The organism is Streptomyces sp. JLBG701, assembly GCF_058544905.1.
The window spans coordinates 4,508,663-4,533,536 of record NZ_CM178588.1; the positions used below are offsets into that span (position 1 = coordinate 4,508,663).

Here is a 24,874-nt window from a genome sequence, read left to right on the forward strand (position 1 = left end):
CCGGATTACTCGATGACGAGGTCGACCGGGACGTTGCCGCGGGTGGCGTTGGAGTAGGGGCAGACCTGGTGGGCCTGCTCGACCAGCTTGCGGCCGGTCGCCTCGTCGAGGCCGTCGGGCAGCTCGACGCGCAGGGTCACCTTGAGGGCGAAGCCCTCGCCCTGCTTGCCTATGCCGACCTCGGCGGTCACGGCGGCGTCGCTGACGTCGACCTTGGCGGCGCGGCCGACGAGGCCGAGGGCGCTGCCGAAACAGGCGGCGTAACCGGCGGCGAAGAGCTGCTCCGGGTTGGTTCCCTGACCGTTGCCGCCCAGTTCCACCGGCATGGCAAGGCCGAGGTCGATCTTGCCGTCCGAGCTGACGGCACGGCCCTCGCGGCCGTGCGTGGCGGTGGCTACGGCGGTGTAAATCGCGTCCATGGAACCCGTCCCTCTCAAGTGTGTGGGTGCTGGGGCAGCCCTTCCGGGCTGCCCTCACGACGACAAGTAGAGCACACAATTCAATTGCACACAACTAAATGGCGGACTAGCGCTACTCTGGAGACATGACCGCGACGCCCACACCCACCGCCCCGACCCAGCCGAACGACAACTGGCTCCGCCTCGACAGCCAGATCTGCTTCTCCCTGCACGCGGCGTCGCGCGCCTTCAACGGCGTCTACCGCGTGATCCTCAAGGACCTCGGCATCACCTACCCCCAGTACCTGGTGATGCTGGTCCTGTGGGAACACGGCGACCAGCCGGTCAAGAAGCTCGGCGAACACCTGCGCCTGGACTCCGGGACCCTGTCCCCCCTGGTCAAGCGCCTGGAGACAGCAGGTCTGGTCCGACGGGAGCGCAGTGCCCGGGACGAGCGGTCGGTGGAGGTGCGGCTGACCGAGGAGGGCGCCGCGCTGCGCGAGCGGGCGATGCAGGTACCGGGCCGCATCGTGGCCGCGACGGGCTTCGACCTCGACGAGATCCGCGAGCTGCGGGACCGCTTGGACCAGCTCACCTCGACGCTGGACGCGGCGGCGATGAACGCGGCGGCTCCCCCTCAGGAGTGAACGGGGAACCGAGGCCGCGCCCCGGTCCGTTCCCCTTTCAGAGCTCACTGCTTGACTGCTCACTGATGGACTTGATTGATGTTGATGCCCGACTGGGGCCGAAGAGGGGACGTCAGCAGATGACCTGGCTGATCACGGGTGGTGCCGGCTACATCGGCGCGCACGTCGTACGGGCGATGACCGAGGCGGGCGAACAGGCGGTGGTGTACGACGACCTGTCCACCGGGATCGCCGAGCGCGTGCCGGACGGGGTGCCGCTGGTGGTGGGCTCGACGCTGGACGGACAGCGGGTGGCGCGGGCGCTGGCCGACCACGAGGTCACCGGTGTCGTGCACCTGGCGGCGAAGAAGCAGGTGGGCGAGTCGGTGGACCAGCCCCTGCGCTACTACCGGGAGAACGTGGAGGGCCTGCGCGTCCTGCTGGAGGCGGTGACGGAGGCCGAGGTCCCGTCCTTCGTCTTCTCGTCCTCGGCGGCGGTGTACGGGATGCCGGACGTGGAGTTGGTCACGGAGGAAACGCCGTGCCTGCCGATGTCGCCGTACGGCGAGACGAAGCTGGCAGGTGAATGGCTGGTCCGCGCGACGGGCAGGGCGACAGGCCTGTCGACGGCATCCCTGCGCTACTTCAACGTGGCCGGGGCGGCGACCCCACAACTGGCCGACACGGGCGTCTACAACCTGATCCCGATGGTCTTCGAGAAACTCACGGCCGACGCACCCCCACGCATCTTCGGCGACGACTACCCGACCCCGGACGGCACCTGCGTCCGCGACTACATCCACGTGGTGGACCTGGCGGAGGCCCACGTGGCGACGGCCCGAGCCCTCCAGACCTCCCCCGGCCGCGAACTAACCCTCAACATCGGCCGGGGGGAGGGCGTCTCGGTCCGCGAGATGATCGACCGCATCAACGCGATCACCGGCTACGACCGCCCCCCGACCGTCACTCCCCGCCGCCCCGGCGACCCGGCCCGCGTGGTCGCCTCCGCCGACCGCATCACCTCCGAACTGGGCTGGAAGGCCAAGCACGACGTCCAGGACATGATCACGTCGGCTTGGGAGGGGTGGGTGCGGCTGCATCCGGGGGCGGCGCGGGGGTGAGTTCAGGGCGGCTGAGTTCAGGGCGATAGCTCCTGCGGCGGGGCTCAGATCTGCTGGTCATCTCTGTGGCGGCCGAGGCCGCGGCCCCAGCGTTCGGGGATGGCCGGCATCAGGCTCTCGCCGTCGGCCGGGCGGTCCAGGCCGAAGACGTAGCCGGGGAAGTCCAGGTCCTTCTGCACCGCCCAGATCCCGTCGTGGTCCTCCGTCGGAAGGATGCGCACCGGGTCACCGACGGCGACCCAGCCGATCGGCACCATCGAGTCGGCGGGCAGCACGGTGCGCAGATGCACGATGCCGTTGATCCGCACCTCGGAACGGGTCCCGATCCGGGCTCCGTTGCGCTCCTCCCCCGGACGGCCATCGACCCGGCCACACCCGGAATCCGCACGGCGGCCATCGAGGACCGTCCGATCCTGCGCCTGCTGTTCGCCGCGACGCGTCACACCGAGACCGCGAACCCGACGAGCACAGCCGTTGTCGCGGCGCTGCGCGCGGCGGCGCGGGCGCACGTCCCGGCAGGTTAGGCCAGGTCGTCGAGCGGCCGGAGGAAGCGGCGCTCGTACCGCTTGATGCAGCGGGTACTGCGAGCCAGTTCGAACGCTTCCTGGCACTCCGGGTCGGACTTGCTGTCCGTGCGGTACTGCTCGTACGCGGCCAGGCTGGGAAAGGAGAAGAGGGCGTAGGCGATGTCACTGTCGCCCTCACTCGGCAGGAAGTAGCCGTGGTGCGTCCCGCCGAAGCGGTTGACCAGCCGGACCCAGCGGCGACCGTATTCCTCGAAGTCCTCAAGCTTGTCGGCGTCGACCTCGTACTTCAGATGAATGGTGATCATGCCTGCATGATGCCGTGTGACGAGGCGGATCGGTTCAAGTCGGATTTCAGCCCCGGCCCACTCAAGCTCGGCACGGCGATAGCGTCAGCGGCATGACGTCACAGAGCGATGCGGTGGGGGATGGCGAAGTGCTGGCCGGCGGCTTGGTGAACGCCGGCGCCGTCCTCCGTCGGGGTGCGCTGGTGGAACGCCCGGCGCCGCCGAACGCACACGCCCTCCATGCCCAACTCCTCGCTCTGCGAAGGCACGGCTTCGACGCGGCTCCGGTCCCGGTCCACCTCACCGCCGACGGCCGTGAGCAGCTGACCTTCATCCCCGGTGACGTGGCCTTGCCGCCGTTCCCGCGCTGGGCGATGACGGCAACCGCCCTGAGTTCGGTGGGAACCCTGCTGCGCCGCCTGCACGAGGTGAGCGCGGCCGTCGCGGTCGACGCCGGCGCCGACTGGCCTCGGGACATGGCCGACCCGGAGGGAGGAACGATGCTGTGCCACAACGACGTATGCCCGGAGAACGTCGTCTTCCGCGAGGGGCGCGCCTCGGCCCTGATCGACTTCGACCTCGCAGCCCCGGGCCGCCCCATCTGGGACGTCGCGATGACCGCCCGCTACTGGATCCCCATGCTCGACCCCGCATCCGCGACGACCTCATACCCGACCGGCCTGGACGCACCATCACGCCTACGCCTCCTGGCCGACAGCTACGGCCTCTCACCGAAGGAACGCGCCGAGTTGCCCGCCGTCATCGAACAGGCCACCGAAACCTGCCGAGCCTTCGTCGCCGCCCGCGTGGCCAACGACGACCCCGTCTTCGTCCAAGCACTGAAAGAACGCGGCGGCTGGGAACGCTGGAACCGCATGCAGGCCTGGCTGGTGAGCCATCGCGACACGTTCACGGCCGCACTGGTGAACTGAGCCCTGGTGGCGTTGTCCAACGAGCCGGGCAAGCAGGGTGAGAGGTCTCGGCAGCAACCCGTAAGGCGCAAACGAGCTCACGAGCGCGTCCGTCATCCGAGCCAGGTCACTCGCTGGATGTACACACGCTTCCGATAGTCGATGACCTGGTACCACACCATGAGCGACCCCATGGCGATCACCCGCAGGCCCTGCGGATTCGTCACACTCGCTCCATCGCCCGGGTCCTGTCCCAGTGAGGCGAGAACGACAAGTTCCCGGGCGACCTCCTCGGCCGCCGCGCGCCCCTCAGCGGGCAGCTCACCGACCACCCAGTCCGGCTCAGCCCCATACTCCCAAGCCCACTCCGGGTCCGGCGGCTCCTGATCGTTCAACCCCCGATCTCCTGCTCGGCCTCACGCAGAATCCCGTTGATCTCCGCCATGGCGGCACGGAACGCGGCTTCGCCGACGCTGCTGTCCTGGGAAATCCGCTCGGCCTCGTGCAGACGGGCCGCTCGCATCGGATCCCGCTCGACCGCCACGAAGACCCCCCAGCGTCTAAGGAAGAGTTGAAGCGGAGCCGTACTCCCGGTCTGGCTGGCCTGATCGAATGCCCGCCCGGCTTCCAGGTCGAACTGCGGGAGATCCACGAGACTCAGCCGCTTCACGGCCTCGCGCAACGCGTCCCTGGTCAACGGGGGCATCGGGATGATCGGCCCGTCATGATGCACCGGCTGTGCACTCATCCCTCGTTCCCCTCTCTCCCGCCGCCCGGACTCGACATGCCCGCGCTCATCACCTGCCAGCGTAGCCGCGCCCGAGCCCAACCGAGCGGTCATCGGCCGGGTCCGGGCAGGCCCGACACCCCGAGTTCGAACCACACGCCCTTCCCGCTCTCGCCCCGGCGCCCGGTTCGCCACCCACCGTGCTCGGCGCCCCAGCGCCCCTCGCTCAGGGCATCGACGATCCACAGACCGCGCCCGCCCTCGGCGTCGTACCCCTCCCTCATCACAGGCAGGGTCACGTCCGCGTCGAAGACGGTTGCGCGCACGCCGACCGGATTGGTGACAAGGAGGAGCCCGGCGCCGGTTCCCGCCACGTGAACGCACGAGTTGGTCACCAACTCCGAGACGCAGAGCGCCGCGTCGTCCACGATGGCGCCGAGTTGCTGTGCGTGCAGCACGGAGGTGACGAAGTCTCGGGCGACGCGGGGTGAGGTGGCGTGGGGTGGGATGCGGAGGCTGTATTCGGGCATGGGGGATCAGCTCCAAGTCGCCGGGGGCGCGGATGAGTTGAGGCAGGCGGAGGCCGGATGCGACGGAGGGTGCCGCCCGCATCACCGAAGGTAGGGGGCAACCTATAGTCGGGGCAACCTATACCCGCAAAATGCCAACCGTCCGTGTGATCCGTGCCATGCTTGATCGGCACACTCGTACGCCGGAAACCCAGGGGGACGACGCAGATGCCGCCCAGGAGCAACCCCACCTATCGGCAGGAGCGATTGGGTGCCGAGTTGCGCAAGATGCGCGAACGTGCTGGCATCACCGCGCGAGCCGCAGCCGCGCTGCTCAGCTCAAGTCCCATGCACCAGAGCCATGTCGAGTCCGGCCGCAGCGGCATCAGCGAGGACCGCATCCGTCGCCTGGCCAGGCACTGCGCCTGCGACGACTCCGCGTACGTCGACGCGCTGGTGGGCATGACGCTGGAGCGGGGCAAAGGCTGGTGGGAGAAGTACCGCGGCATCGTGGTCCCCGTCGGGCTCAACCTGGCGGATCTGGAACAGCACGCCGTGCGCATCCAGACCTTTCAAATGGCGCACATTCCCGGCCTGTTGCAGACCGAGGATCACATGCGGGCCGCGTTCCGTTACGCATCACCGGAGCTGACGCCCCAGGACCTGGACGCGTACGTGGCGTTCCGTCTGCGCCGCCAGCACATCATCACGGACGCACCTGCGACTCCATACGAAGCGATCATTCACGAGGCGGCTCTGCGCATTCTCGTCGGCGGCCGGAACACAGCCCACGCGCAGTTGGAGCGCATCCTTGAGCACTCAGAGCTGGACCATGTGACCGTGCGCGTCTTGCCGTTTGCCGCTGAGGACTTCGCTGGCGCCGGGCATTCCATGCTCTATCTGCACAGCCCCGCACCCCAACTGGACACCGTGCAGGCAGAGACCGGTCACGGCAGCGTCTACTTCGATGCTGAGCCGCTGCTCAAGCAATACCGCAAGCGGTACGACAGGGTGGCAGGCTCAGCCTTGAACCCGGCCGAATCCCGGGACTTCATCGCCCACATGCTTCAGGAACTCTGAGAGGCGCCACCATGACCACACCCCTCACTTGGCAGAAGTCGTCGTTCTCGGGTGGCGGCACAGGCGACGACTGCCTCGAACTCGCCCTCCCCAACACAGCCCCCACCTCCATACACCTCCGCGAAAGCGACACCCCCACCACAACCCTCACCACCACCCGCCCCGCCCTGAACGCCCTCCTCGCCACCATCAAGAGCGGCACCCACTTCACCCCATGAGCGACTCCCCCCGAACCCAGCGCGCCCTGGGCGCAGTCGTCGGCTCCGCCGTCGGTGACGCACTTGGCGCACCCTTCGAGTTCGGCCCCGAAGGAGCCTTCTCCGCCCGCTTCCCCACCCCCGGCCGGCATGCCGAGATGTGCGGAGGCGGTGGCTGGGATCCCGGGGAGGCGACCGATGACACGCAGATGGCGGTGCTCGTCGCGGAGTCGTTGCTGGAGTGCGGTGGGCTTCAACTGCCCGACGTCTTCGAGCGGTTCCGGAGGTGGGCCGCCGCCGACCCGAAGGACATCGGGCTTCAGACGGAGGCGGTGCTCAGCAGTGGCGACTCCTGGGACACGGCCGCCGCCCTGCACTTCCAGGTGAGTCAACGAGGCGCGGGCAACGGTGCGTTGATGCGGGCGGCCCCCTCCGCCGTGTACTTCGCCCGGCACGGCCGCGAGGCCACCATGGACGCCGCCCGCCGCATCTCCGCCCTCACTCACGGGGACCGGGCAGCCTGGGAAGGCACGGCTATCTTCCATGAGTTGATGCGGGTCACGCTCAACGGGGACGATCCGCTGGACGCCGTAGAGGATGCTCTCAAGGCTGTTCATCCGGACCATCGGGAGCGTTACGCCGTAGTCCTCGCCCCCGACTGGCACCCGGACCTGGCCACCGAATTCAACGGCGCCGTCTGGCCCTGTCTCGGCTCCGCCGTCTGGGCGCTGCGCACCACGTCCTCCTACGAGGACGCCGTACGCGCCGTGATCGACCTCGGCGGTGACACGGACACCGTCGCGGCGGTGACGGGCGGGCTCACCGGAGCCGTGTACGGCATCGAGGCCGTCCCCGGACGCTGGACGCAGCCACTGCACGTACCGCTGCCGGGGTTCGAGCCGCGCGTGCTGCGGGCGGCGGAGCTGATGGAGCTGGCCCGGCGACTGGCTCGCTAGTGCTACGCCGCCTGGGCCAACCCGATCGAAGCGCACTTCGGCCCACTGAGGCAGCACTCTGGCCAACTCCAACCAGCGCAGCCACCCCGCGCAGACCCGGTCCATGCACCGCTACCTGCGCTGGCGCAACGCCAACGCACGCCACCCCGACGTACTCGCCGCCCAGCGCAAGGAACGCGCCCGCATCCGCAGCGAGAAGGGCATCCGTTGAGGAGGACGTGCCAGAACGCCGGCGGCGTGAACCAACGACAACCGCCACAGCCCAGTCGCACAGCCGAACCTCGCGAGGAGCTCCGCATGGACCATCAGGACGTCGACACTGCCGTGGCACAGATGCTGCGGGTGCTCGGCCCTCATACCGCCGAGGACTGGACAGTGCCGGCGGGTCCGCTCGAATGGAGCTGCTGGCAAACGGCAGCACACATCGGCCACGACCTACTGGCCTACGCAGGGCAGTTGGCTGCACAGCCCGCCGACGCCTATCTTCCCTTCGACCTCGACGTCCGCCCCACCGCCTCACCGGCTGAGGTACTCCAGGCCGTCACCGCCTGCGGCGGGCTTCTCAGCAGCGCGTTGATCACAGCCAGCCCGACCCTGCGGGCCTGGCACTGGGGTCCGTGCGACCCCGAGGGCTTTGCGGCCATGGGTGTCGCCGAAATCCTCCTGCACACCCACGACATCACGCAGGGACTGAGCGTGCACTGGCGACCGCCGGCACCGCTGAGTGCGGGCATACTCAGCCGACTGTTTCCCGACGCCCCGCCTGGAGACCCCACTCAGGTACTCCTCTGGTGCACCGGCCGCGCGGAACTCGACGGCCTTCCCCACCGAGCATCCTGGACGTGGAAAGCAGCACGATCGGACTGAGCAAGCTCACCCGGTGAACCTTCCCGGTCAGAGCACTAGTAGGACTCCGTTAGGTCTGTCTTGATCTTGGCGTGGTGTAGGTCCTGGCGGGCAGGGGTGTTGGCAGGTGGTGCAGATGCCGGTCCAGCACCTCAGGGTATTCTGGAGGGTGTCGAGGACCTGGTAGAGGGTGAGGCCGGTGCGGGGACTTTTGGGGCCAGGCGCTGTTCGGTGAGGAAGGCGTGGGCGGCGGTCACGAGGGTGACGTGGTGGTGCCAGCCCGGCCAGGACGCCAACATCGCCCGCATACGGTTCACTTCACATGCGTCCACACACCCAACATGCTCCTGATCAGGCCCAACGGAAAGACCTAACGGAGTCCTACTAGGAGCTGTCACCGGCCGGTTCCTGCGGCCCGTTGGTCGGAGTCGCGGCCCATCGCAGGAGGAAGCGCAGTGCTTCCTGGGACGGCGAGTCTCGTTGTGCGGTGTAGGCGACCAGCATCTGGTCGGGGTGGGTGTCGACGGAGAACTGGTGGACGTCCAGGACCAGGGTGCCCGCCAGCGGGTGGTGGTAGGTCTTCGTCAACTGCCTCGGTCCGCGCACCTGATGGCTGGCCCACCAGGTGCGGAAGTCCGCGTCGAGGACGCTCAACTCGCCGACCAGTGCGCTCAATGCAGGGTCGTGCGGGGTACGGCCGGCTTCCATGCGCAGGACCGCCACGCACTCGCGGGCGGCGCGCGGCCAGTCCGCGTACAGGGACCGGAAGTTGTCGTCGAGGAAGGTCAGCCGGATCAGGTTGCGCTCGGCCGGGGGCAGCGCGGCGAAGTCGGTCAGCAGGGCGGCCGCCCCACGGTTCCAGGCCAGTACGTCCATGCCACGACGTAGGACCAGGGCAGGTACGTCGTGCATCGTGTCCAGTAGCTCTCGCAGGCGCGGGGCGACCACCGGCCGGCCGGGCTGGCGCGCGGGCGGTGCCGCTGCGACGTCGGCCACGGTGAAGAGGTAGTCCCGCTCGTCCGGGGCGAGTTGCAGCGCGTCCGCGAGCGCGTCGAGGACCGGACGGGATACCCGGCGGGTCCGCCCCTGCTCCAGCCGGACGACGTAGTCGATGCTCACGTGCGCGAGCTGGGCGAGCTCCTCCCGGCGCAGTCCCGGAACCCGACGCGGACGGCCATCGTCCGGCACGCCCACCTGCCGCGGATCGAGAGCGGCACGACGGGAACGCAGAAACGCGCCCAGCTCGCTGCCGCCGGCGGCCGTTCCGGGATGGTCCATGCCGCCAGTGTCCGCCACTGCCCAGCCGCGTGCCTGGTACTGGCTTGCACAGGCAGAACCGTCCCTGGTCCCGTGCCCGCGCGGCCGCGACGGTTGGTGTGCAACAGCCAAGCACCCCCACCCCCTCCCACAACCGGAGCACCCCCATGCCAACCCCCGTCACCTTCCCCAGCACCGGCCTCACCCTCGCCGCCCACCTCCACCTCCCGCACAACGACGCAGCCGGCCCCCGCCCAGCGGTCGTCGTGGGCCACCCCGGCAGCGGCGTGAAGGAACAGACCGCCGGCCTGTACGCCCGGCACCTGGCAGAGCACGGCTTCGTCACCCTCGCGTTCGATGCCGCGTACCAGGGTGAGAGCGAGGGCGAGCCGCGTGGCCTGGAGGACCCCGGCCAGCGGGTCGAGGACATCAAGTCCGCGGTCTCCTTCCTCACCACGCGCGAGGAGGTCGACCCCGACCGCATCGGGGCGCTGGGAATCTGCGCCTCGGGCGGGTACGTCCTCTCCGCGACGGCGACGGACCACCGTATCAAGGCGGTCGCCACGGTCAGTGCCGTAGACATCGCGCGCCAGTTCCGCGTAGGCGCCGACGGCACCCAGGACCCCGCCATGATCCAGGGCATGCTCGACGCGGCCTCAGCCGCACGCACCGCCGAGGCTCGCGGCGAGGGGGTCCAGACCTTCCCGCTCTTCCCCGACACGGCCGAACAGGCCCGTACCCTGGGCGGTCAACACGCCGCCGATGGTTTCGAGTACTACCGAACCGACCGCGGCGCGCACCCGCGCTCGGCGAGGCTCTTCACCTGGTCCAGCGTTGACCGCATGGTGTCCTACGACGCCTTCCGCTTCGTCGACCTGATCGCACCGCGCCCGCTGCTCATGGTCGTAGGGCGCGAGGCGGTCACCTCCTGGATGAGCGTGGAGGCGTTCCAGAAGGCGCGCGGCCCGAAGGAACTGCACTGGATCGAGGGCGCGAGCCACGTCGATCTCTACGACAAGCCGCGGTACGTCGACCCGGCGGTCGCGAAGCTGACGACTTTCTTCAGCACAGAACTGGGCACAGAGCTGCGCGCACACCTGAGCGCACAGTTCGGCGCCCCGAAACTCACAACGCCTTGAGCGCCTGCGTCGTAGCCCGAGCCAGCCCCGCCAGATACCCCTTCGGCAGCCTCGGGCTCCGAATCACCACCGACCGCCAGTAAAGCGGTCCCGAGATCAGGTCCAGGGCCAGGTTCTCGTCGACCCCTTCACGGACCTCCCCCCGCCGCTCCGCCGCCGCCACGATCCCGCTCGCCACGCTGTCCTGGCCCTCCCGCAGAGCCTTCTGCATGGCCTCGGCGATGTCGGGGTTGCGGGCGGCCTCGGCCTGGAGGTCCGGGATGATCTGCGAGGCGACCGGGTGACGTAGAGCACGCGATGTGACCTCGTACAGCAGCCGCAGGTCGCCCTCCAGGGAACCCGTGTCCGGCGCCGGAAGGCCCTGGACCGCGATCGCCGAGACCAGGTCCAGGACCAGGTGCAGTTTGGAACGCCAGCGGCGGTACACCGCTGTCTTGCCGACGCCGGCCCGGCGGGCGATGCCCTCGATGGACATCCGCGCGTAGCCGACCGACGCGAGCTCCTCGAAGACGGCCGCGCGGATGGCTTCCGTCACATCCTCACGGAGTACGGCCGCACCGGCAGGCGCCCTGCGGCGCGGGCGCGTCTTGGGCTCCTCGGCGTTCGTCGTCATGTCGTCCAGCATAGGGGCGTTACGACGAAACGGTTGCGTTCCGACGCGGAATCGGAATACGCTTCCGTTGCGACGATACGGTCCCGTCCCGACGTAAGAGAACGTGCGGAAACACGTAAGGAAACGGTGGGAAAACTGCGGACCGCGCGTGCGCACCCCTCCCCCCGAGTGAAAGCAGCGGATGTGAGCCAGGTCCTCCACACACCGCCCCCCACGGCGGCCGCCCCGGCCGACGGCGTCGACCTCAAGGCGCTCGCCGCACGTCACGGGCTCGCTGTCAGCGGCGCCCGCCCCACGCTGCGCGAGTACGTCCGCGAGCTGTGGGCGCGGCGCCACTTCATCGCCGCGTTCTCCACCGCCAAGCTCCACTCGCAGTACAGCCAGGCGAAGCTGGGCCAGGTCTGGCAGGTGATGACCCCGCTCCTGAACGCGGCGGTCTACTTCTTCATCTTCGGCGTCCTGCTCCAGACGAAGAAGGGCGTGCCGGACTACATCCCGTTCCTGGTGACGGGCGTGTTCATCTGGACGTTCACCCAGAGCTCGATCCTGACCGGCACCCGCGCGATCTCCGGCAACCAGGGGCTCGTACGGGCCCTGCACTTCCCGCGGGCCGCGCTGCCGATCTCCTTCTGCCTCCAGCAGCTCCAGCAACTGCTGTACTCGATGGCCGCACTGGTCGTCATCCTGCTCTGCTTCGGCGTGCCGATCGCCTGGTCCTGGCTGCTGGCGATCCCGGCCCTGCTGCTGCAGTTCACCTTCAACGCCGGCGTCTCGATGATCATGGCCCGGCTGGGGGCGAAGACGCCCGACATCGCGCAGCTGATGCCGTTCGTGCTGCGTACGTGGATGTACGTGTCGGGCGTGATGTGGAGCATCGACCACCTGCTCAGCAAGCACACCGACCTCCCGGGCTGGGTCGGTCCGGTCCTCCAGGCCAACCCGGCCGCCGTCTACATCGACCTGATGCGGTACGCCCTCATCGACAGCTTCCACTCCAGCCAGCTGCCCCACCACGTGTGGCTGCTCGCGGCGGGCTGGGCGCTGGTCGCCGGAGTCGGCGGCTTCATCTACTTCTGGAAGGCTGAGGAGACGTACGGCCGTGGCTGACAACACCGAGTTCCCGAGCGAAGAGATCCCCACCGTCATCGCCGACGGCGTCGACATCGTCTACCGGGTCAACGGCACCGGTGCCGGACGCGGCAGCGCGACCGCCGCCCTCAACCGCATCGTGCGCGGCAAGAAGGCCGAGAAGGCGTCCGGCGTCCGCACGGTGCACGCCGTCAAGAACGTGTCCTTCGTCGCCTACCGCGGCGAGGCGATCGGCCTGATCGGCACCAACGGCTCCGGCAAGTCGACCCTGCTCAAGGCGGTCGCCGGCCTGCTCCCGGTGGAGAACGGCGCCATCTACACCGACGGCCAGCCCTCCCTCCTCGGCGTCAACGCGGCCCTGATGAACGACCTCACCGGCGAGCGCAACGTCTACCTCGGCGGCCTCGCCATGGGCATGACCCGCGAGCAGGTCAAGGAGCGCTACCAGGAGATCGTCGAGTTCTCCGGCATCAACGAGAAGGGCGACTTCATCACGCTCCCGATGCGGACGTACTCCTCCGGCATGGCCGCCCGCCTGCGCTTCTCCATCGCCGCCGCCAAGGACCACGACGTCCTCCTCATCGACGAGGCCCTCGCGACCGGCGACCGCTCCTTCCAGAAGCGCTCCGAGGCCCGCATCCGCGCGCTGCGCGAGACCGCGGGCACGGTCTTCCTGGTCAGCCACAGCAACAAGTCGATCCGCGACACCTGCGACCGCGTGCTCTGGCTGGAGCGCGGCGAACTGCGCATGGACGGCCCCACCGAGGACGTACTCAAGGAGTACGAGAAGTTCACGGGCGGCCCCGACAAGCCGAAGCCCAAGCCGAAGCCGAAGGTCGCGGTGACTTCCTAGCAGCAGCACCAGCGGCAGCAGTACTTGTCGATACGACGATGAGGGCGCCCCGAGCCATTGCGGCTCGGGGCGCCCTCATCGTCGTAGGCCTACGAAACTACAGCCGGCGTACGGCCTATGAGTGCTGGCGCAGCAGCGTCCTCATCGTGCGCATCGCGACCGACAGGTTGGCCAGGTCGAACGCCTCGGAGCCCTGGATCTCCTCCAGGGTCATGCGCGCGCGGCCCAGGATCGCCGCGTTCTTCTCCTCCCAGGCCTTGAAGCGCTGCTCGGGAGTGGAGGTGCCGTTGCCGGCCGCGAGGACGTCCGCGGTCAGGGCCGCGTGGGCCGCGTACAGGTCCTCGCGGATGGAGGCGCGGGCCATGGACTGCCAGCGGTCGGCACGGGGCAGCTCGATGATGCGGTCCATGAGCTGGGCGATGTGGAGGCGGTCGGCGAGGTCGTAGTAGACCTCGGCGACGTCCATCGGGTCCCGGCCCATGCGGTCGGCGACCGAGACGATGTCGAGGGTCGGGAAGGCGGAGGAGAAACCGGCCACGCGCGTGGCGAGTTCGTCCGGGACGCCGGCGCCCGACAGCTCGTCGTAGATCTGCTGGTACCACTCCAGGTCCGCGCCGCGCAGCAGCTTGGGCAGCTGCGCCCAGACGGGGCCGACCCGGTCGCGGAAGAAGTCGACCGTCTCGGTGAGCTGGAGCGGCTGCGGCCGGTTGTTGAGCAGCCAGCGCGTGCCACGCTCGACTAGGCGGCGCGAGTGCAGCCGGATCCGGGTCTGTACGGCGGCCTCGACCCGGTTGTCCAGAGCCTCGACCCCGTCCCACACCGGGGCCGAGCGGAAGATCGCGCGGGCCGCGGTCTGCGCCCGGACGATCTCCTCGAGGGAGGCGCCGGTCTCCTCGCGCAGGCGGTGCAGGAAGCTCGTCCCGCCCGTGTTGACCGTGTCGTTGACCAGGACCGTCGTGACGATCTCGCGGTGCAGGGGGTGGTTGTCGATCTGCTCGGCGAACTGCTCGCGCAGCGCCGACGGGAAGTACGCGTACAGCAGGCTGCGCAGGTAGCGGTCGTCGGGCAGCGAGGTGTGCAGCAGCTCGTCGGCGACCGTGATCTTCGTGTACGCCAGCAGGACGGCCGTTTCCGGACTGGTCAGGCCCTGGCCGGCGCCGAGGCGCTCGCGGATCTGGCGGTCCGTGGGCAGGAATTCGAGGGCGCGATCGAGGTGGCCCGCCCTGACCAGGCTGCGCATGAAGCGCTGCTGGGCGTGGAGCATGTCCTTGGACTGGGCCAGCGCGTTGGCGATCGCCGTGTTCTGCGCGTAGTTGTTGCGCAGGACCAGGCGGCCGACCTCGTCGGTCATCTCGGCGAGCAGCTTGTTGCGCTGCTTGACGGTCATGTCGCCGTCCGTGACCAGACCGTTGAGCAGGATCTTGATGTTCACCTCGTGGTCGGAGGTGTCCACGCCCGCGCTGTTGTCGATGGCATCCGTGTTGATCTTGCCGCCGTGCAGCGCGAACTCGATCCGGCCGAGCTGGGTCAGACCCAGGTTGCCGCCCTCGCCGACGACCTTGACGCGCAGGTCGGCGCCGTCGACGCGGATCGGGTCGTTGGCCTTGTCGCCGACGTCCGCGTGGGACTCGGTCGACGCCTTGACGTACGTCCCGATGCCGCCGTTCCACAGCAGGTCGACCGGCGCCTGGAGGATCGCCTTCATCAGGTCGGCCGGGGTCATCTTGGTGACCCGGCCCTCGATCCCGAGGGCCTCGCGGATGTGCCCGCCGACCGGGATCGCCTTGGCGGTACGCGGGAAAATGCCGCCGCCGGCCGACAGCAGTTCGGTGTTGTAGTCGGCCCAGGAGCTGCGCGGCAGCTCGAAGACGCGGCGGCGCTCGGCGTACGAGGTGGCCGCGTCCGGGTTCGGGTCGAGGAAGATGTGCCGGTGGTCGAAGGCGGCGACCAGGCGGATGTGCTCGCTCAGCAGCATGCCGTTGCCGAACACGTCGCCGGACATGTCGCCGATGCCGACCACCGTGAAGTCCTCGGCCTGGGTGTCGACGCCCAGCTCCCGGAAGTGCCGCTTGACGGACTCCCAGGCGCCGCGGGCGGTGATGCCCATGCCCTTGTGGTCGTACCCGGCGCTGCCGCCCGACGCGAAGGCGTCGCCGAGCCAGAAGTTGTACGCCTGGGCGACCTCGTTGGCGATGTCCGAGAACGTCGCCGTGCCCTTGTCGGCCGCGACCACGAGGTAGGTGTCGTCCTCGTCGTGCCGGACGACGTCCGCCGGGGGCACGACCTCGCCGGCGACCATGTTGTCGGTGATGTCGAGCAGCGCGGAGATGAAGGTCTTGTAGCTCCTGATGCCCTCCGCGAGCCAGGCGTCGCGGTCCACGGACGGATCCGGCAGCTGCTTGGCGACGAAGCCGCCCTTGGCGCCGACCGGCACGATGACGGTGTTCTTCACCATCTGCGCCTTGACCAGCCCGAGGACCTCGGTGCGGAAGTCCTCACGCCGGTCGGACCAGCGCAGACCGCCGCGCGCGACCTTGCCGAACCGCAGGTGCACGCCCTCGACCTGCGGCGAGTACACCCAGATCTCGAACGCCGGACGCGGCGCCGGCAGATCGGGGATCGCCTGCGGGTCGAACTTCATGGACACGTAGTCGTGCGGGCCGCCGCCGAGAACCTCCTGGAAGAAGTTGGTCCGCAGGGTCGCCTTGATGACGGTGAGGAAGGAGCGCAGGATCCGGTCCTCGTCGAGCGAGGCCACCTGGTCGAGGGCCGCGTCGACCTCTTCGAGCAGCGCGTCCACCAGTTCGTGCCCGGCCCGCTGCCGGTCCGGCGACATCCGTGCCTCGAAGAGGGAGACGAGGAGGCGGGTGGTGTGGACGTTGCTGCGGAGGGTGTCCTCCATGTAATCCTGGCTGAAGGTGGAACCGGCCTGGCGCAGGTACTTGGCGTACGCCCGCAGCACCATCGCCTGCCGCCAGTTCAACCCGGCGCTGAGCACGAGGGAGTTGAAGCCGTCGTTCTCCGCCTGTCCGGTCCAGGTCGCGGCGAACGCCTCCTGGAGCCGCTCGCGCCCGTCGTCACCGAGGTAGTCGCCGTTGCCGACCGCCGACTTGGGCATGCGCAGGCCGAAGTCGTAGATCCAGGCGGTGCTGCGGTCCGAGCAGCGCAGCTCGTAGGGCCGCTCGTCGATCACCTCGACGCCGAGCCGGTTGAGGACCGGCAGCACGGCGGACAGGGAGATCGCGGCACCCTTGCGGTAGATCTTGAACCGGCGCTCCTCGGGCGAGGCCCCCACCGGCTCGTAGAGGCTGAGCGCGAAGTCCTTCTTCCCGTCCTTGTCCCCTCCCTCGCCGCCGCTCTCGCTGAGGCGTTCGAGGTGGACGAGGTCGGCGACGGCGGAACGCGGGGTGTGGTCCGCCTTGTACCCCTCGGGGAAGGCGCTCCCGTACCGCCGCAGCAGCTCGGCGGCCCGCTCCTCACCGCACTCGGCGTTGAGGGCCTCGGCGAAGGCGTCGGCCCAGGACCGGGCGGCCTCCACGAGCCGCGCCTCGATGCGCTCCTTGTCGGCGTCGGACAGCTGGGGCAGCTCGGTGCCCTGCGGGACGCGGACCACGAAGTGCAGCCGGGAGAGGATCGACTCGGTGTTCCAGGCCGTGAAGTCGACGCTGGTACCGCCGAGTTCCTCCTTCAGGATGTCGATGATCCGCAGCCGCACGCCGGTCGTGTACCGGTCGCGGGGCAGATAGACGAGGGCGGAGTAGTAACGCCCGTACTCGTCCTGCCGCAGGTACAGCCTCAGCCGCCTGCGCTCCTGGAGGTAGAGCACGGACGTGACGATGGACCGCAGTTCGTCGGGCGGCGTCTGGAAGAGCTCGTCGCGCGGGTAGGTCTCCAGGATCTGGAGCAGGTCGCGCCCGTCATGGCTGTTGGGCGAGAACCCGGCGCCCCGCAGCACTTCGTCCACCTTGCGCCGCACCACGGGCACCCGGCGGACGGACTCGGTGTAGGCGGCGGACGAGAACAGCCCGAGGAAACGCCGCTCGCCGACGACCTCGCCGTTCTCGTCGAACTTCTTCACGCCCACATAGTCGAGATACGACGGCCGGTGGACGGTGGCCCGGCTGTTGGCCTTGGTGAGGACCAGGAGCTTGTGCTCGCGGGCCTTGGCCCGGGCGTCGGCGGGCAGCCGCTCGAAGGAGGGGCTGACGGGATGCCCTTCCTGGCCGGCGTGATGGGGATCGGACCGCAGAATGCCAAGGCCGGTGCCTGGCACGGCGGCGAGGGAGTCGTCCCCCCGGAGCTGGTACTCCCGATACCCGAGGAAGGTGAAGTGGTCGTCGGCCAGCCAGCGCAGCAGCTCGCGGGCCTCCTCGACCTCCTGGTCGCGCAGGTCGTCAGCGGTGGGCTCGGTCGGCAGCTCGTCGGCGATACGCATCGCCGCGTCGCGCATCTTCTCCCAGTCCTCGACGGTCTCCCGGACGTCGGACAGGACGCGCAGCAGATCGGCGGTGATCTGCTTCAGGTCGGCACGGTCGCTCTCGCGGTCGATCTCGACGTGGATCCAGGACTCGATGTGCGTGTCATGCGGCAGCTCACCGGCCGGAGTCGCGCCGAGCACCTCGATGAGCTTGCCGGTGACATCGCGCCGCACGGTCATCTGCGGGTGGATGACGACGTGAATGCCACGCCCCTGGCGGGTGAGCTCATTGGTCACGGAGTCGACGAGGAAGGGCATGTCGTCCGTGACGACCTCGACGACGGAGTGACTGCAGGCCCAGCCGTTCTCCTCGACCGTCGGCGTGTGGACTCTTACGTTGGCCGTGCCCTGCGGCCGGCTCTCGGCCAGCCGGTAGTGCGCGATCGCGGCTCCGAAGACGTCGACCGGTTCGCGGTCGGTGAGGTCTTCTGGTGCGGTGTGCAGGTAGTAGCGCTGGAGGAACGCGAGCACGGTGTCCCGGTCAGGGGTGCCCTCGTCCGTCGTCCCAGTCGGTAGGTGCCCCCCGACCGGGCTGTTCTCAGCTACCCGGGCGGCCCGTTCGAGCAGCACGGCCTTGGCTTCGTCCAGCTTGGTCTGCATTGTCCTCTGGCTCCTGTCGCGCGCCGTTGCGTGACGTAGAAGGAAGTACGGTCTCTTCGCTTCCGACGTAACGCCGCGACGCGGGGTGTCCGGTCTGCTTCGACGCTATGCCGCAAGGGGAGATGAGCGGGGGGTTATCAGCCATTTTCGACGCGCACAAGGGGTGTGACGCTGCTCTCTGCGCCGCCACCGCCCAGAGTGCGCTCGGCGTCCTGGGAGCCCTGGAGGCTCCGTCCCGCCCACGCGGACCAGCGACCGCCGCCCGGGCACGGATGTGGTCCGTGCACTCCGGGCGCAGAGCAGGGACGACGAGGCCCCCGCGAACTATCGCGCTGATCACGCCACAAGGCTATCGCTCCGGACCCGGGGGTCGTCACGAGCCGTATGTGTACAAATCCGGGGGTGGAACTTTGACAGTCTGCACAGGAGCGGAGGGGTGAGCGGCGTGTAGTTCGCCGTGCGGTTCAGTGTGCGGTTCGGCTCTGGGAAGCCACCCGCGCCCCGACCCGCTCAGGCCACCAACCGCTCCGCCTCCGCGACCGCCTCCCCCAGCGTGTCCACCACCGGCACGCCCACCTCCTCCAGGCTGGCCCGGCTGTGGGAACCCCCGGTGTAGAGCACGGCCCGGGCGCCCACATGCAGCGCGGCCACCGCGTCGTCGGCGGCGTCCCCGATCACCACGGTGCGCGAGGGATCGACCTCGCTCAACGCCCCGAGATGCCGCACCATGTGCTCGGCCTTGCTGCCGCCGGAGGGCCCGGTCCGCCCGTCGACCCGTATGAAGTGCGGCTCGATCCCGAACCCCCGCACCAGCGGGACGAGTTCGTCATGCCCGTACATGCTGAGGATCGACTGGCTGCGCCCCGCCGACCGCCATCCCTCGAGCAACTCCGCCGCACCCGCGGTGAGCCCGCATCCGACCCGATGCTCGGAGTAGTACCGATGGAAGGTCACGTCCATGACCTCCCACTCGGCGTCGGTGGGCAGCCGCCCCATCAACCGCTCGTAGAACTTCGGCACCGGCACGCAGTACAGCGCCCGGTACTCCTCCATCGTGATCGGCGCGAGCCCCAGCTCGGCGAACGCCGCGTTGGTCGCCCCGATGATCGCGTCATTGTCGTGGAACAGCGTTCCGTTCCAGTCCCACACGATGTGTGTGCCGTTGTGGCCGTTGTGCATCCCCATGCCAAAGAACGTACCCGCCACCACTGACAATCAAGAGAACACCAGGTCAGCAGCGCCGCGACGCCGGCGCTGCGGGACGCGTCAGCCTCCCAGCCCCACCAGGTTCGGAATCTCCTGCGTGGCGAACCACAGCAGCTCGTGGTCCTCGGCCCCGTCCACCACGAACTGCGCGTCGTCGTCCCCGCCGTCCGCGGCCACCACCGCGTCCGCGGCGGCCGCCACATCCGCCTCCGCGTCCGCCGAGTCGGCATGCACCGCGGCCGCCTTCGCGAGCGCCACGGTCCCCGAGACCCGCACCTCACCGAGCGCCGCCGGATCGAGCCCCCGGTCGGGGTCGGCGACGGCCGCCCCGTCGGGTACGTCGACGGCGATCACGACCCGCCGCCGCGCGGCCTCCGCGTCCGCGGCCAGCAGCCGCAACGAGGCGACCGCGGCCCGGTTCAGCGCCGCGTACTCCAACTCCTCGATGTCGTCGGAGAGGTACCACTCGCGCAACGCCGGCGTGACGGCGTACGCGAGGAACGGCCCGGCGCCCAGCTCACCCGTCTTGTACGCCTCGGCGAGACCGGAGAGGGTCAGGGGGACGTAGACGCGCATGGCTGGCCGCTTTCTGGTGATCGGAAGGGCGAGGAGGGCTCCGCCGAGGCCCCGGGGAGGGCGCGGTCCCCCCTCAACCGGAGGGCCTTCAGGATACGTGCGCGGGCGCCCGGGAGTCCCCTTTCGAGTCCCTGCCCGCCCCCTCGGAGGCGTCCACTCCACGCCTCGCGACTCACCCGGTGCACCCCCGACGCCATGGGCTTCGGCACCCCCTCGACCACTCTGATAGGTGAACATTCCGACCGCCCGGCACGGGCCCCCGCTTCCTTGCGACAGCCACCCCCGCCCCCGTACAAGATCCCCACCACCAAGTTACTGCCCGGTATCACCCGGGCCCACCGAGCGGGGACATCCATGAACAAGGTCATGACCAGGGCGAACCACCACCCGGGCACCCGCCCCCCGACCCGCCGCGACCCACGCCGCCCCGGCGCACCCCGCACATCGGTCGGCGGCCCAGCCCGCACGACACCGGGGAACGACCGCCCGCCGACCGCACCGAATCCAGACGCGGCCCGTACGAGGCCCACGACCGACCGCCCGCTGGCGGCACCCGGCCCGGTCACCTCCCGTACGGCCACCCGCACCACGGAGCCGCCGCCCAGGGTCCCCGCCCAAGCCACCACCAGGTCGGTTCCAGCGCCTGTCAGGGCCGCTCCCCGCCCCCGCCCCACCGATGTCTTCGCAGACCGTCTCCTGGCCGTCCTGAGCGGCCAGCGCCCCGTCCACTGGATGCTCCGCCACACCGCGGGCCGCGCCTACGACGAACTGGCCCGGCTCGCCGAACGCGGCCCGCTGCGCACCCGCGGCACCCTCCCCGTGGTCCGCGACATCGGCTACTACGTCCCCCGCGCCGGCGCCATCGAGGCCTTCGCCCGCATCGGGGCCGGCGACCGCCTCCGCGCGATGGCCTTCCGCCTGGAACAGGGCCCCGACCTCCGCTGGCGCTGCACGGCGGTGGAACTGGGCGGCCCGCGCACACCCCACACGGCCGACGGCTGAGCCACGCACATAGCCGAAGGGCCGGGCACCCTGAGATGCCCGGCCCTTCACAACTCACCGCTCCTCAAGGAGCGCCCGTCACTTCTTGCGGCGCCGCCCGCCACGGGACTGCTTGCGCCGCTCCGCGCGGGTGAGACCGTCGGCCTCGGAACGTACGCCCGCCTCGTCGTCGTCGCTGGTGAAGTCGCCCTCGATGATGCCGCCCTCGCCGTCCACGGTCGGCGCGGAGAAGTGCAGCCGGTCGGGACGCTGCGGGGCGTCGAGCCCCTTGGCGCGGATCTCGGGACGGGCACCCGCCTGGGCCGGCACGGTGTCCTCGGCGGCCTTCTTGTCGAGCGACGGCTTGGTGTCCTCGACCGGGACCTCCTCGACCTGCTGCTCGACCTGGACCTCCAGGTTGAACAGATAGCCGACGGACTCCTCCTTGATGCCCTCCATCATGGCGGTGAACATGTCGAAGCCCTCGCGCTGGTACTCGACCAGCGGGTCCTTCTGCGCCATCGCGCGCAGGCCGATGCCCTCCTGGAGGTAGTCCATCTCGTAGAGGTGCTCGCGCCACTTGCGGTCCAGGACCGACAGCACGACCCGGCGCTCCAGCTCACGCATGATCTCGGAGCCGAGCTGGGTCTCACGGCTCTCGTACTGCTCGGTGATGTCGTCCTTGATGGACTCGGAGATGAACTCGGCGGTCAGACCGGCCCGGTCACCGGCCGCCTCCTCCAGCTCCTCGACGGTGACCTTCACCGGGTAGAGCTGCCTGAAGGCGCCCCACAGCCGGTCGAGGTCCCAGTCCTCCGGGAAGCCCTCGGCGGTCTCGGCGGTGATGTACGCGTCGATCGTGTCGTCCATGAAGTGCTGGATCTGCTCGTGCAGGTCCTCGCCCTCCAGGACGCGGCGCCGCTCGCCGTAGATGACCTCGCGCTGCCGGTTGAGGACCTCGTCGTACTTGAGGACGTTCTTCCGGGTCTCGAAGTTCTGCGTCTCGACCTGCGACTGGGCGGACGCGATCGCGCGCGTGACCATCTTGTTCTCGATCGGCACGTCGTCCGGGACGTTGGCCATCGACATCACGCGCTCGACCATCTGGGCCTTGAACAGGCGCATCAGGTCGTCACCGAGCGACAGGTAGAAGCGGGACTCGCCCGGGTCGCCCTGACGGCCGCTACGACCGCGCAGCTGGTTGTCGATACGACGCGACTCGTGCCGCTCGGTACCGAGGACGTAGAGCCCGCCGAGGTCCTTGACCTCCTCGAACTCCGTCTTCACGGCCTTCTCGGCCCGCTCCAGGGCGGCCGGCAGCGCGGCGGCCCACTCCTCGATGTGCTCCTCGGGGTCGAGGCCGCGCTGGCGCAGCTCCGCCTCGGCGAGGTCGTCGGGGTTGCCGCCGAGCTTGATGTCGGTACCACGGCCGGCCATGTTCGTGGCGACGGTCACGGCGCCCTTGCGGCCGGCCTGGGCGACGATCGTCGCCTCACGGTCGTGCTGCTTGGCGTTCAGCACTTCGTGCTGGATACCGCGCTTGGAGAGCTGCTGCGAGAGATATTCGGACTTCTCGACCGACGTCGTACCGACGAGGATCGGCTGGCCCTTCTCGTGCTTCTCGGCGATGTCGTCGACGACCGCCTCGAACTTCGCGACCTCGGTGCGGTAGATCAGGTCCGACTGGTCCGCGCGGACCATCGGCCGGTTGGTCGGGATCGGGACGACGCCGAGCTTGTAGATCTGGTGGAACTCGGCGGCCTCGGTCATCGCCGTACCGGTCATGCCGGAGAGCTTGTCGTAGAGGCGGAAGAAGTTCTGCAGGGTGATCGTGGCGAGCGTCTGGTTCTCGTCCTTGATGTCCACCCCTTCCTTCGCCTCGATCGCCTGGTGCATGCCCTCGTTGTAGCGGCGGCCGGCGAGGATACGACCGGTGTGCTCGTCGACGATCATGACCTCGCCGTCGATGACGACGTAGTCCTTGTCCTTCTTGAAGAGTTCCTTGGCCTTGATGGCGTTGTTCAGGTATCCGACGAGCGGCGTGTTCACCGACTCGTAGAGGTTGTCGATGCCCAGCCAGTCCTCGACCTTGCTGACACCGGGCTCGTGGATGGCGACCGTGCGCTTCTTCTCGTCGACGTCGTAGTCGCCGGTCTCCTCCACGCCCTTCAGCGGGTTGCCGACCTCGCCGCGCTTGAGGCGCGTGACCAGCTTGGCGAAGTCGCCGTACCACTTGGTGGCCTGGTCGGCCGGGCCGGAGATGATCAGCGGCGTACGGGCCTCGTCGATGAGGATCGAGTCGACCTCGTCGACCACGGCGAAGTTGTGGCCGCGCTGGACGAGTTCGTCCTTGGACCACGCCATGTTGTCGCGCAGGTAGTCGAAGCCGAACTCGTTGTTCGTGCCGTACGTGATGTCGCTCGCGTACTGCTCGCGGCGCTGGGCGGGCGTCATGTTGGCGAGGATGCAGCCGACGGTCAGGCCCAGGAACTTGTGGACGCGACCCATCATCTCGGAGTCGCGCTCGGCCAGGTAGTCGTTGACCGTGATGAGGTGAACGCCGTCTCCGGAGAGGGCGTTGAGATAAGTGGGCAGGGTGCCGACCAGGGTCTTGCCCTCGCCGGTCTTCATCTCGGCGACATAGCCGAGGTGGAGGGCGGCACCGCCCATGATCTGGACGTCGTAGTGACGCTGGCCAAGAACGCGCTTGGCCGCTTCGCGCACGGTGGCGAAGGCCTCGGGCAACAGGTCGTCCAGACTCTCACCGTCGGCGTACCGCTGCTTGTACTCATCGGTGAGGGCCCGCAGCTCGGCGTCGGAGAGGTCGACAAAGTCCTCTTCGATGGAGTTGACCTGGTCCGCGATGCGGTGCAGCTTGCGCAGGATTTTGCCTTCGCCTGCACGCATGATCTTCGAGAGGACGGACACGGGGGTTGGTCTCCTTGCCGGTCGGGCCTTGGACGGTCGGTTTCCATTGACATAACTGAGCAACGGCCATCGTATGCGAGGACCCCGCCACGCCGGGAGGCCTGCCGTCTGCTTCAAAGGGCACAACGGCCGGGCCTCTCGGATGGTGCCGCGTCTCACCGCCGAATTGCGCGAATTGTGATCACCCGCTCACGCACGGCAAAAGGATGGCGCCCCGGCGCACCCCCGAGCAGAATCGGCCGATGGACCCCGTCACCCTCACCACCGCCCGCCTCGTCCTGCGCACGGTCGGCCCGCCCGACACCGACGCCGTGTACAGCGCCGCCCAGGACCCGGACATCCAGCGCTGGACGTTGATCCCCTCGCCGTACCTCCCCGAGCACGCGGAAAGCTTCACGGAACAACTGGCCCCCGACGGCTGGGCAAGCGGCTCCATGTTCACCTTCGGCGTCTTCCTCCCCGAAGGGGAGCTGGTGGGCATGCTCGGCATCATGACGCGCCCTGTAGGCGTGGGCGAAATCGGCTTCTGGGCCACAAAAGAGCACCGAGGCAACGGCTACATCACCGAAGCGACGATCGCCGCCTCCCGCTGGGCCTTCACCCACGCCTCGATCGACCGAGTGGAATGGCGAGCGGAGGTAGGCAACGAGGCCTCCCGAGCAACAGCAACCCGAGCGGGCTTCACCATGGAAGGCACTCTCCGCTCAGCCCTGAACAACAAGGGCGTACGCAGGGACTGCTGGGTCGCTTCCCTACTCCCATCGGACCTGGGCCTACCGTCGATGTCCCCGTACACACCGACAGACCCCAGCCGTTCCAACACCTGAGGAGGACCCACACCTCCCGACACCGGCCCAGGTAACTACAGCCCGGGCCCGAGGAAGCTCCCACCTTCCCAATCCCCCTCCCACCCACTGGGGCCGCGCTCCTCGATGCCGGCCGGTGCATTCCAGCCCGCCCAGCGTTCGAGGAC

Annotated in this window: 25 protein-coding genes and 2 pseudogenes; 14 read left to right on the top strand and 13 right to left on the bottom strand. The window is 69.1% G+C overall.

The genetic code is table 11. The features are described from left to right. Positions 1–5: 5 nt before the first annotated feature. A complete protein-coding gene (locus AC5DRG_RS20645) occupies positions 6–419 on the bottom strand; it encodes an organic hydroperoxide resistance protein (RefSeq protein WP_491812041.1) in 414 nt (137 codons plus the stop codon). A 125-nt stretch (positions 420–544) separates the two neighbouring features. Here AC5DRG_RS20645 and AC5DRG_RS20650 point away from each other — a divergent pair, with 125 nt between their 5' ends. Both AC5DRG_RS20650 and galE read left to right on the top strand, forming a co-directional pair. Beyond that, complete coding sequence (locus tag AC5DRG_RS20650) at positions 545–1,045, top strand: MarR family winged helix-turn-helix transcriptional regulator (RefSeq protein WP_491812042.1); 501 nt, start codon at positions 545–547, stop codon at positions 1,043–1,045. Between the two features lie 119 nt (positions 1,046–1,164). Further along, the gene (galE, locus tag AC5DRG_RS20655; protein ID WP_491812043.1) at positions 1,165–2,145 is read left to right on the top strand and encodes a UDP-glucose 4-epimerase GalE; all 981 of its coding nucleotides are present in this window, start codon (positions 1,165–1,167) and stop codon (positions 2,143–2,145) included. A 44-nt stretch (positions 2,146–2,189) separates the two neighbouring features. On the opposite strand, the gene AC5DRG_RS20660 is transcribed toward galE, so the two are convergent. Next, positions 2,190–2,435 (bottom strand): hypothetical protein, encoded by a 246-nt coding sequence (locus tag AC5DRG_RS20660; RefSeq protein WP_491812044.1) that lies wholly within the window; start codon positions 2,433–2,435, stop codon positions 2,190–2,192. Between AC5DRG_RS20660 and AC5DRG_RS20665 the strand changes: the two genes are divergently transcribed. After that, positions 2,430–2,669 (top strand): hypothetical protein, encoded by a 240-nt coding sequence (locus tag AC5DRG_RS20665; RefSeq protein ID WP_491812045.1) that lies wholly within the window; start codon positions 2,430–2,432, stop codon positions 2,667–2,669. The two genes, AC5DRG_RS20660 and AC5DRG_RS20665, sit on opposite strands and share 6 nt — an antisense overlap. Here AC5DRG_RS20665 and AC5DRG_RS20670 read toward each other — a convergent pair. Further along, positions 2,666–2,977: an NIPSNAP family protein gene (locus AC5DRG_RS20670; protein WP_491812046.1), complete on the bottom strand. Its 312-nt coding sequence runs from the start codon at positions 2,975–2,977 to the stop codon at positions 2,666–2,668. The genes AC5DRG_RS20665 and AC5DRG_RS20670 overlap by 4 nt on opposite strands. A 92-nt stretch (positions 2,978–3,069) precedes the next feature. On the opposite strand from AC5DRG_RS20670, the gene AC5DRG_RS20675 reads away from it, so the two are divergent. Beyond that, positions 3,070–3,888 carry a phosphotransferase gene (locus tag AC5DRG_RS20675; protein ID WP_491812047.1) on the top strand — a complete coding sequence of 273 codons (819 nt, stop codon included), beginning with the start codon at positions 3,070–3,072 and terminating at the stop codon, positions 3,886–3,888. Between the two features lie 92 nt (positions 3,889–3,980). On the opposite strand, the gene AC5DRG_RS20680 is transcribed toward AC5DRG_RS20675, so the two are convergent. From AC5DRG_RS20680 to AC5DRG_RS20690, 3 genes are all read right to left on the bottom strand, one after another. After that, positions 3,981–4,262: a hypothetical protein gene (locus AC5DRG_RS20680; protein WP_491812048.1), complete on the bottom strand. Its 282-nt coding sequence runs from the start codon at positions 4,260–4,262 to the stop codon at positions 3,981–3,983. Continuing rightward, positions 4,259–4,615, bottom strand: coding sequence for a hypothetical protein (locus AC5DRG_RS20685; protein WP_491812049.1), 357 nt, complete (start codon positions 4,613–4,615; stop codon positions 4,259–4,261). The genes AC5DRG_RS20680 and AC5DRG_RS20685 overlap by 4 nt, the downstream gene beginning before the upstream one ends. Before the next feature lie 89 nt (positions 4,616–4,704). Continuing rightward, a complete protein-coding gene (locus tag AC5DRG_RS20690) occupies positions 4,705–5,124 on the bottom strand; it encodes an ATP-binding protein (protein ID WP_491812050.1) in 420 nt (139 codons plus the stop codon). Positions 5,125–5,331: 207 nt separating this feature from the next. On the opposite strand from AC5DRG_RS20690, the gene AC5DRG_RS20695 reads away from it, so the two are divergent. From AC5DRG_RS20695 to AC5DRG_RS20715, 5 genes and pseudogenes are all read left to right on the top strand, one after another. Then, positions 5,332–6,183, top strand: coding sequence for a DUF5753 domain-containing protein (locus AC5DRG_RS20695; protein WP_491812051.1), 852 nt, complete (start codon positions 5,332–5,334; stop codon positions 6,181–6,183). An 11-nt stretch (positions 6,184–6,194) separates the two neighbouring features. After that, positions 6,195–6,401, top strand: coding sequence for a DUF397 domain-containing protein (locus AC5DRG_RS20700; RefSeq protein WP_491812052.1), 207 nt, complete (start codon positions 6,195–6,197; stop codon positions 6,399–6,401). After that, positions 6,398–7,336, top strand: a complete 939-nt coding sequence (locus AC5DRG_RS20705; protein ID WP_491812053.1) for an ADP-ribosylglycohydrolase family protein — start codon at positions 6,398–6,400, stop codon at positions 7,334–7,336. Before AC5DRG_RS20700 ends, AC5DRG_RS20705 begins: the two co-directional genes overlap by 4 nt. Positions 7,337–7,339: 3 nt before the next feature. Next, positions 7,340–7,547: pseudogene (locus AC5DRG_RS20710) on the top strand (IS630 family transposase); the annotation flags it as partial. A gap of 86 nt (positions 7,548–7,633) precedes the next feature. Continuing rightward, positions 7,634–8,203, top strand: a complete 570-nt coding sequence (locus AC5DRG_RS20715; RefSeq protein WP_491812054.1) for a maleylpyruvate isomerase N-terminal domain-containing protein — start codon at positions 7,634–7,636, stop codon at positions 8,201–8,203. 131 nt (positions 8,204–8,334) lie between these two features. Here AC5DRG_RS20715 and AC5DRG_RS20720 read toward each other — a convergent pair. Both AC5DRG_RS20720 and AC5DRG_RS20725 read right to left on the bottom strand, forming a co-directional pair. Next, positions 8,335–8,472 (bottom strand): annotated as a pseudogene (locus tag AC5DRG_RS20720) (IS701 family transposase); the annotation flags it as partial. Positions 8,473–8,566: 94 nt separating this feature from the next. Then, positions 8,567–9,460: a helix-turn-helix transcriptional regulator gene (locus tag AC5DRG_RS20725; protein WP_491812055.1), complete on the bottom strand. Its 894-nt coding sequence runs from the start codon at positions 9,458–9,460 to the stop codon at positions 8,567–8,569. Positions 9,461–9,606: 146 nt separating this feature from the next. Between AC5DRG_RS20725 and AC5DRG_RS20730 the strand changes: the two genes are divergently transcribed. Then, positions 9,607–10,578 (top strand): alpha/beta hydrolase, encoded by a 972-nt coding sequence (locus AC5DRG_RS20730; protein WP_491812056.1) that lies wholly within the window; start codon positions 9,607–9,609, stop codon positions 10,576–10,578. Here AC5DRG_RS20730 and AC5DRG_RS20735 read toward each other — a convergent pair. Then, a complete protein-coding gene (locus tag AC5DRG_RS20735; protein WP_491812057.1) occupies positions 10,565–11,191 on the bottom strand; it encodes a TetR/AcrR family transcriptional regulator in 627 nt (208 codons plus the stop codon). The two genes, AC5DRG_RS20730 and AC5DRG_RS20735, sit on opposite strands and share 14 nt — an antisense overlap. Positions 11,192–11,374: 183 nt before the next feature. On the opposite strand from AC5DRG_RS20735, the gene AC5DRG_RS20740 reads away from it, so the two are divergent. Beyond that, positions 11,375–12,298: an ABC transporter permease gene (locus AC5DRG_RS20740; protein WP_491812058.1), complete on the top strand. Its 924-nt coding sequence runs from the start codon at positions 11,375–11,377 to the stop codon at positions 12,296–12,298. Next, positions 12,291–13,133, top strand: a complete 843-nt coding sequence (locus AC5DRG_RS20745) for an ABC transporter ATP-binding protein (protein WP_491812059.1) — start codon at positions 12,291–12,293, stop codon at positions 13,131–13,133. The genes AC5DRG_RS20740 and AC5DRG_RS20745 overlap by 8 nt, the downstream gene beginning before the upstream one ends. 115 nt (positions 13,134–13,248) lie before the next feature. On the opposite strand, the gene AC5DRG_RS20750 is transcribed toward AC5DRG_RS20745, so the two are convergent. The 3 genes from AC5DRG_RS20750 to AC5DRG_RS20760 all read right to left on the bottom strand — a co-directional run bounded on the left by AC5DRG_RS20750 (position 13,249) and on the right by AC5DRG_RS20760 (position 19,992). Next, on the bottom strand, positions 13,249–18,210 hold the full coding sequence (locus tag AC5DRG_RS20750) for an NAD-glutamate dehydrogenase (protein WP_491812060.1): 4,962 nt from the start codon (positions 18,208–18,210) through the stop codon (positions 13,249–13,251). 510 nt (positions 18,211–18,720) lie between these two features. Continuing rightward, a complete protein-coding gene (locus AC5DRG_RS20755; protein ID WP_491813100.1) occupies positions 18,721–19,389 on the bottom strand; it encodes an HAD family hydrolase in 669 nt (222 codons plus the stop codon). Positions 19,390–19,476: 87 nt separating this feature from the next. After that, positions 19,477–19,992 carry a DUF6912 family protein gene (locus tag AC5DRG_RS20760; RefSeq protein ID WP_491812061.1) on the bottom strand — a complete coding sequence of 172 codons (516 nt, stop codon included), beginning with the start codon at positions 19,990–19,992 and terminating at the stop codon, positions 19,477–19,479. Between the two features lie 354 nt (positions 19,993–20,346). Here AC5DRG_RS20760 and AC5DRG_RS20765 point away from each other — a divergent pair, with 354 nt between their 5' ends. Continuing rightward, entirely contained in the window at positions 20,347–20,994 is a 648-nt protein-coding gene (locus AC5DRG_RS20765) for an Rv3235 family protein (RefSeq protein ID WP_491812062.1), read from the top strand. Between the two features lie 78 nt (positions 20,995–21,072). On the opposite strand, the gene secA is transcribed toward AC5DRG_RS20765, so the two are convergent. Next, positions 21,073–23,901, bottom strand: coding sequence for a preprotein translocase subunit SecA (secA, locus tag AC5DRG_RS20770; RefSeq protein WP_491812063.1), 2,829 nt, complete (start codon positions 23,899–23,901; stop codon positions 21,073–21,075). 242 nt (positions 23,902–24,143) lie between these two features. On the opposite strand from secA, the gene AC5DRG_RS20775 reads away from it, so the two are divergent. Further along, positions 24,144–24,728 (top strand): GNAT family N-acetyltransferase, encoded by a 585-nt coding sequence (locus AC5DRG_RS20775; protein ID WP_491812064.1) that lies wholly within the window; start codon positions 24,144–24,146, stop codon positions 24,726–24,728. Positions 24,729–24,874 lie beyond the last annotated feature (146 nt).

Coding starts and splice junctions, on each gene's coding strand:
- AC5DRG_RS20645 (WP_491812041.1), bottom strand. CDS start 419: ATGGACGCGATTTACACCGCCGTAGCCACCGCCACGCACGGCCGCGAG.
- AC5DRG_RS20650 (WP_491812042.1), top strand. CDS start 545: ATGACCGCGACGCCCACACCCACCGCCCCGACCCAGCCGAACGACAAC.
- galE (WP_491812043.1), top strand. CDS start 1,165: ATGACCTGGCTGATCACGGGTGGTGCCGGCTACATCGGCGCGCACGTC.
- AC5DRG_RS20665 (WP_491812045.1), top strand. CDS start 2,430: ATGCACGATGCCGTTGATCCGCACCTCGGAACGGGTCCCGATCCGGGC.
- AC5DRG_RS20670 (WP_491812046.1), bottom strand. CDS start 2,977: ATGATCACCATTCATCTGAAGTACGAGGTCGACGCCGACAAGCTTGAG.
- AC5DRG_RS20675 (WP_491812047.1), top strand. CDS start 3,070: ATGACGTCACAGAGCGATGCGGTGGGGGATGGCGAAGTGCTGGCCGGC.
- AC5DRG_RS20685 (WP_491812049.1), bottom strand. CDS start 4,615: ATGAGTGCACAGCCGGTGCATCATGACGGGCCGATCATCCCGATGCCC.
- AC5DRG_RS20690 (WP_491812050.1), bottom strand. CDS start 5,124: ATGCCCGAATACAGCCTCCGCATCCCACCCCACGCCACCTCACCCCGC.
- AC5DRG_RS20695 (WP_491812051.1), top strand. CDS start 5,332: ATGCCGCCCAGGAGCAACCCCACCTATCGGCAGGAGCGATTGGGTGCC.
- AC5DRG_RS20700 (WP_491812052.1), top strand. CDS start 6,195: ATGACCACACCCCTCACTTGGCAGAAGTCGTCGTTCTCGGGTGGCGGC.
- AC5DRG_RS20705 (WP_491812053.1), top strand. CDS start 6,398: ATGAGCGACTCCCCCCGAACCCAGCGCGCCCTGGGCGCAGTCGTCGGC.
- AC5DRG_RS20715 (WP_491812054.1), top strand. CDS start 7,634: ATGGACCATCAGGACGTCGACACTGCCGTGGCACAGATGCTGCGGGTG.
- AC5DRG_RS20725 (WP_491812055.1), bottom strand. CDS start 9,460: ATGGACCATCCCGGAACGGCCGCCGGCGGCAGCGAGCTGGGCGCGTTT.
- AC5DRG_RS20730 (WP_491812056.1), top strand. CDS start 9,607: ATGCCAACCCCCGTCACCTTCCCCAGCACCGGCCTCACCCTCGCCGCC.
- AC5DRG_RS20735 (WP_491812057.1), bottom strand. CDS start 11,191: ATGACGACGAACGCCGAGGAGCCCAAGACGCGCCCGCGCCGCAGGGCG.
- AC5DRG_RS20750 (WP_491812060.1), bottom strand. CDS start 18,210: ATGCAGACCAAGCTGGACGAAGCCAAGGCCGTGCTGCTCGAACGGGCC.
- AC5DRG_RS20755 (WP_491813100.1), bottom strand. CDS start 19,389: ATGCACAACGGCCACAACGGCACACACATCGTGTGGGACTGGAACGGA.
- AC5DRG_RS20760 (WP_491812061.1), bottom strand. CDS start 19,992: ATGCGCGTCTACGTCCCCCTGACCCTCTCCGGTCTCGCCGAGGCGTAC.
- AC5DRG_RS20765 (WP_491812062.1), top strand. CDS start 20,347: ATGAACAAGGTCATGACCAGGGCGAACCACCACCCGGGCACCCGCCCC.
- AC5DRG_RS20775 (WP_491812064.1), top strand. CDS start 24,144: ATGGACCCCGTCACCCTCACCACCGCCCGCCTCGTCCTGCGCACGGTC.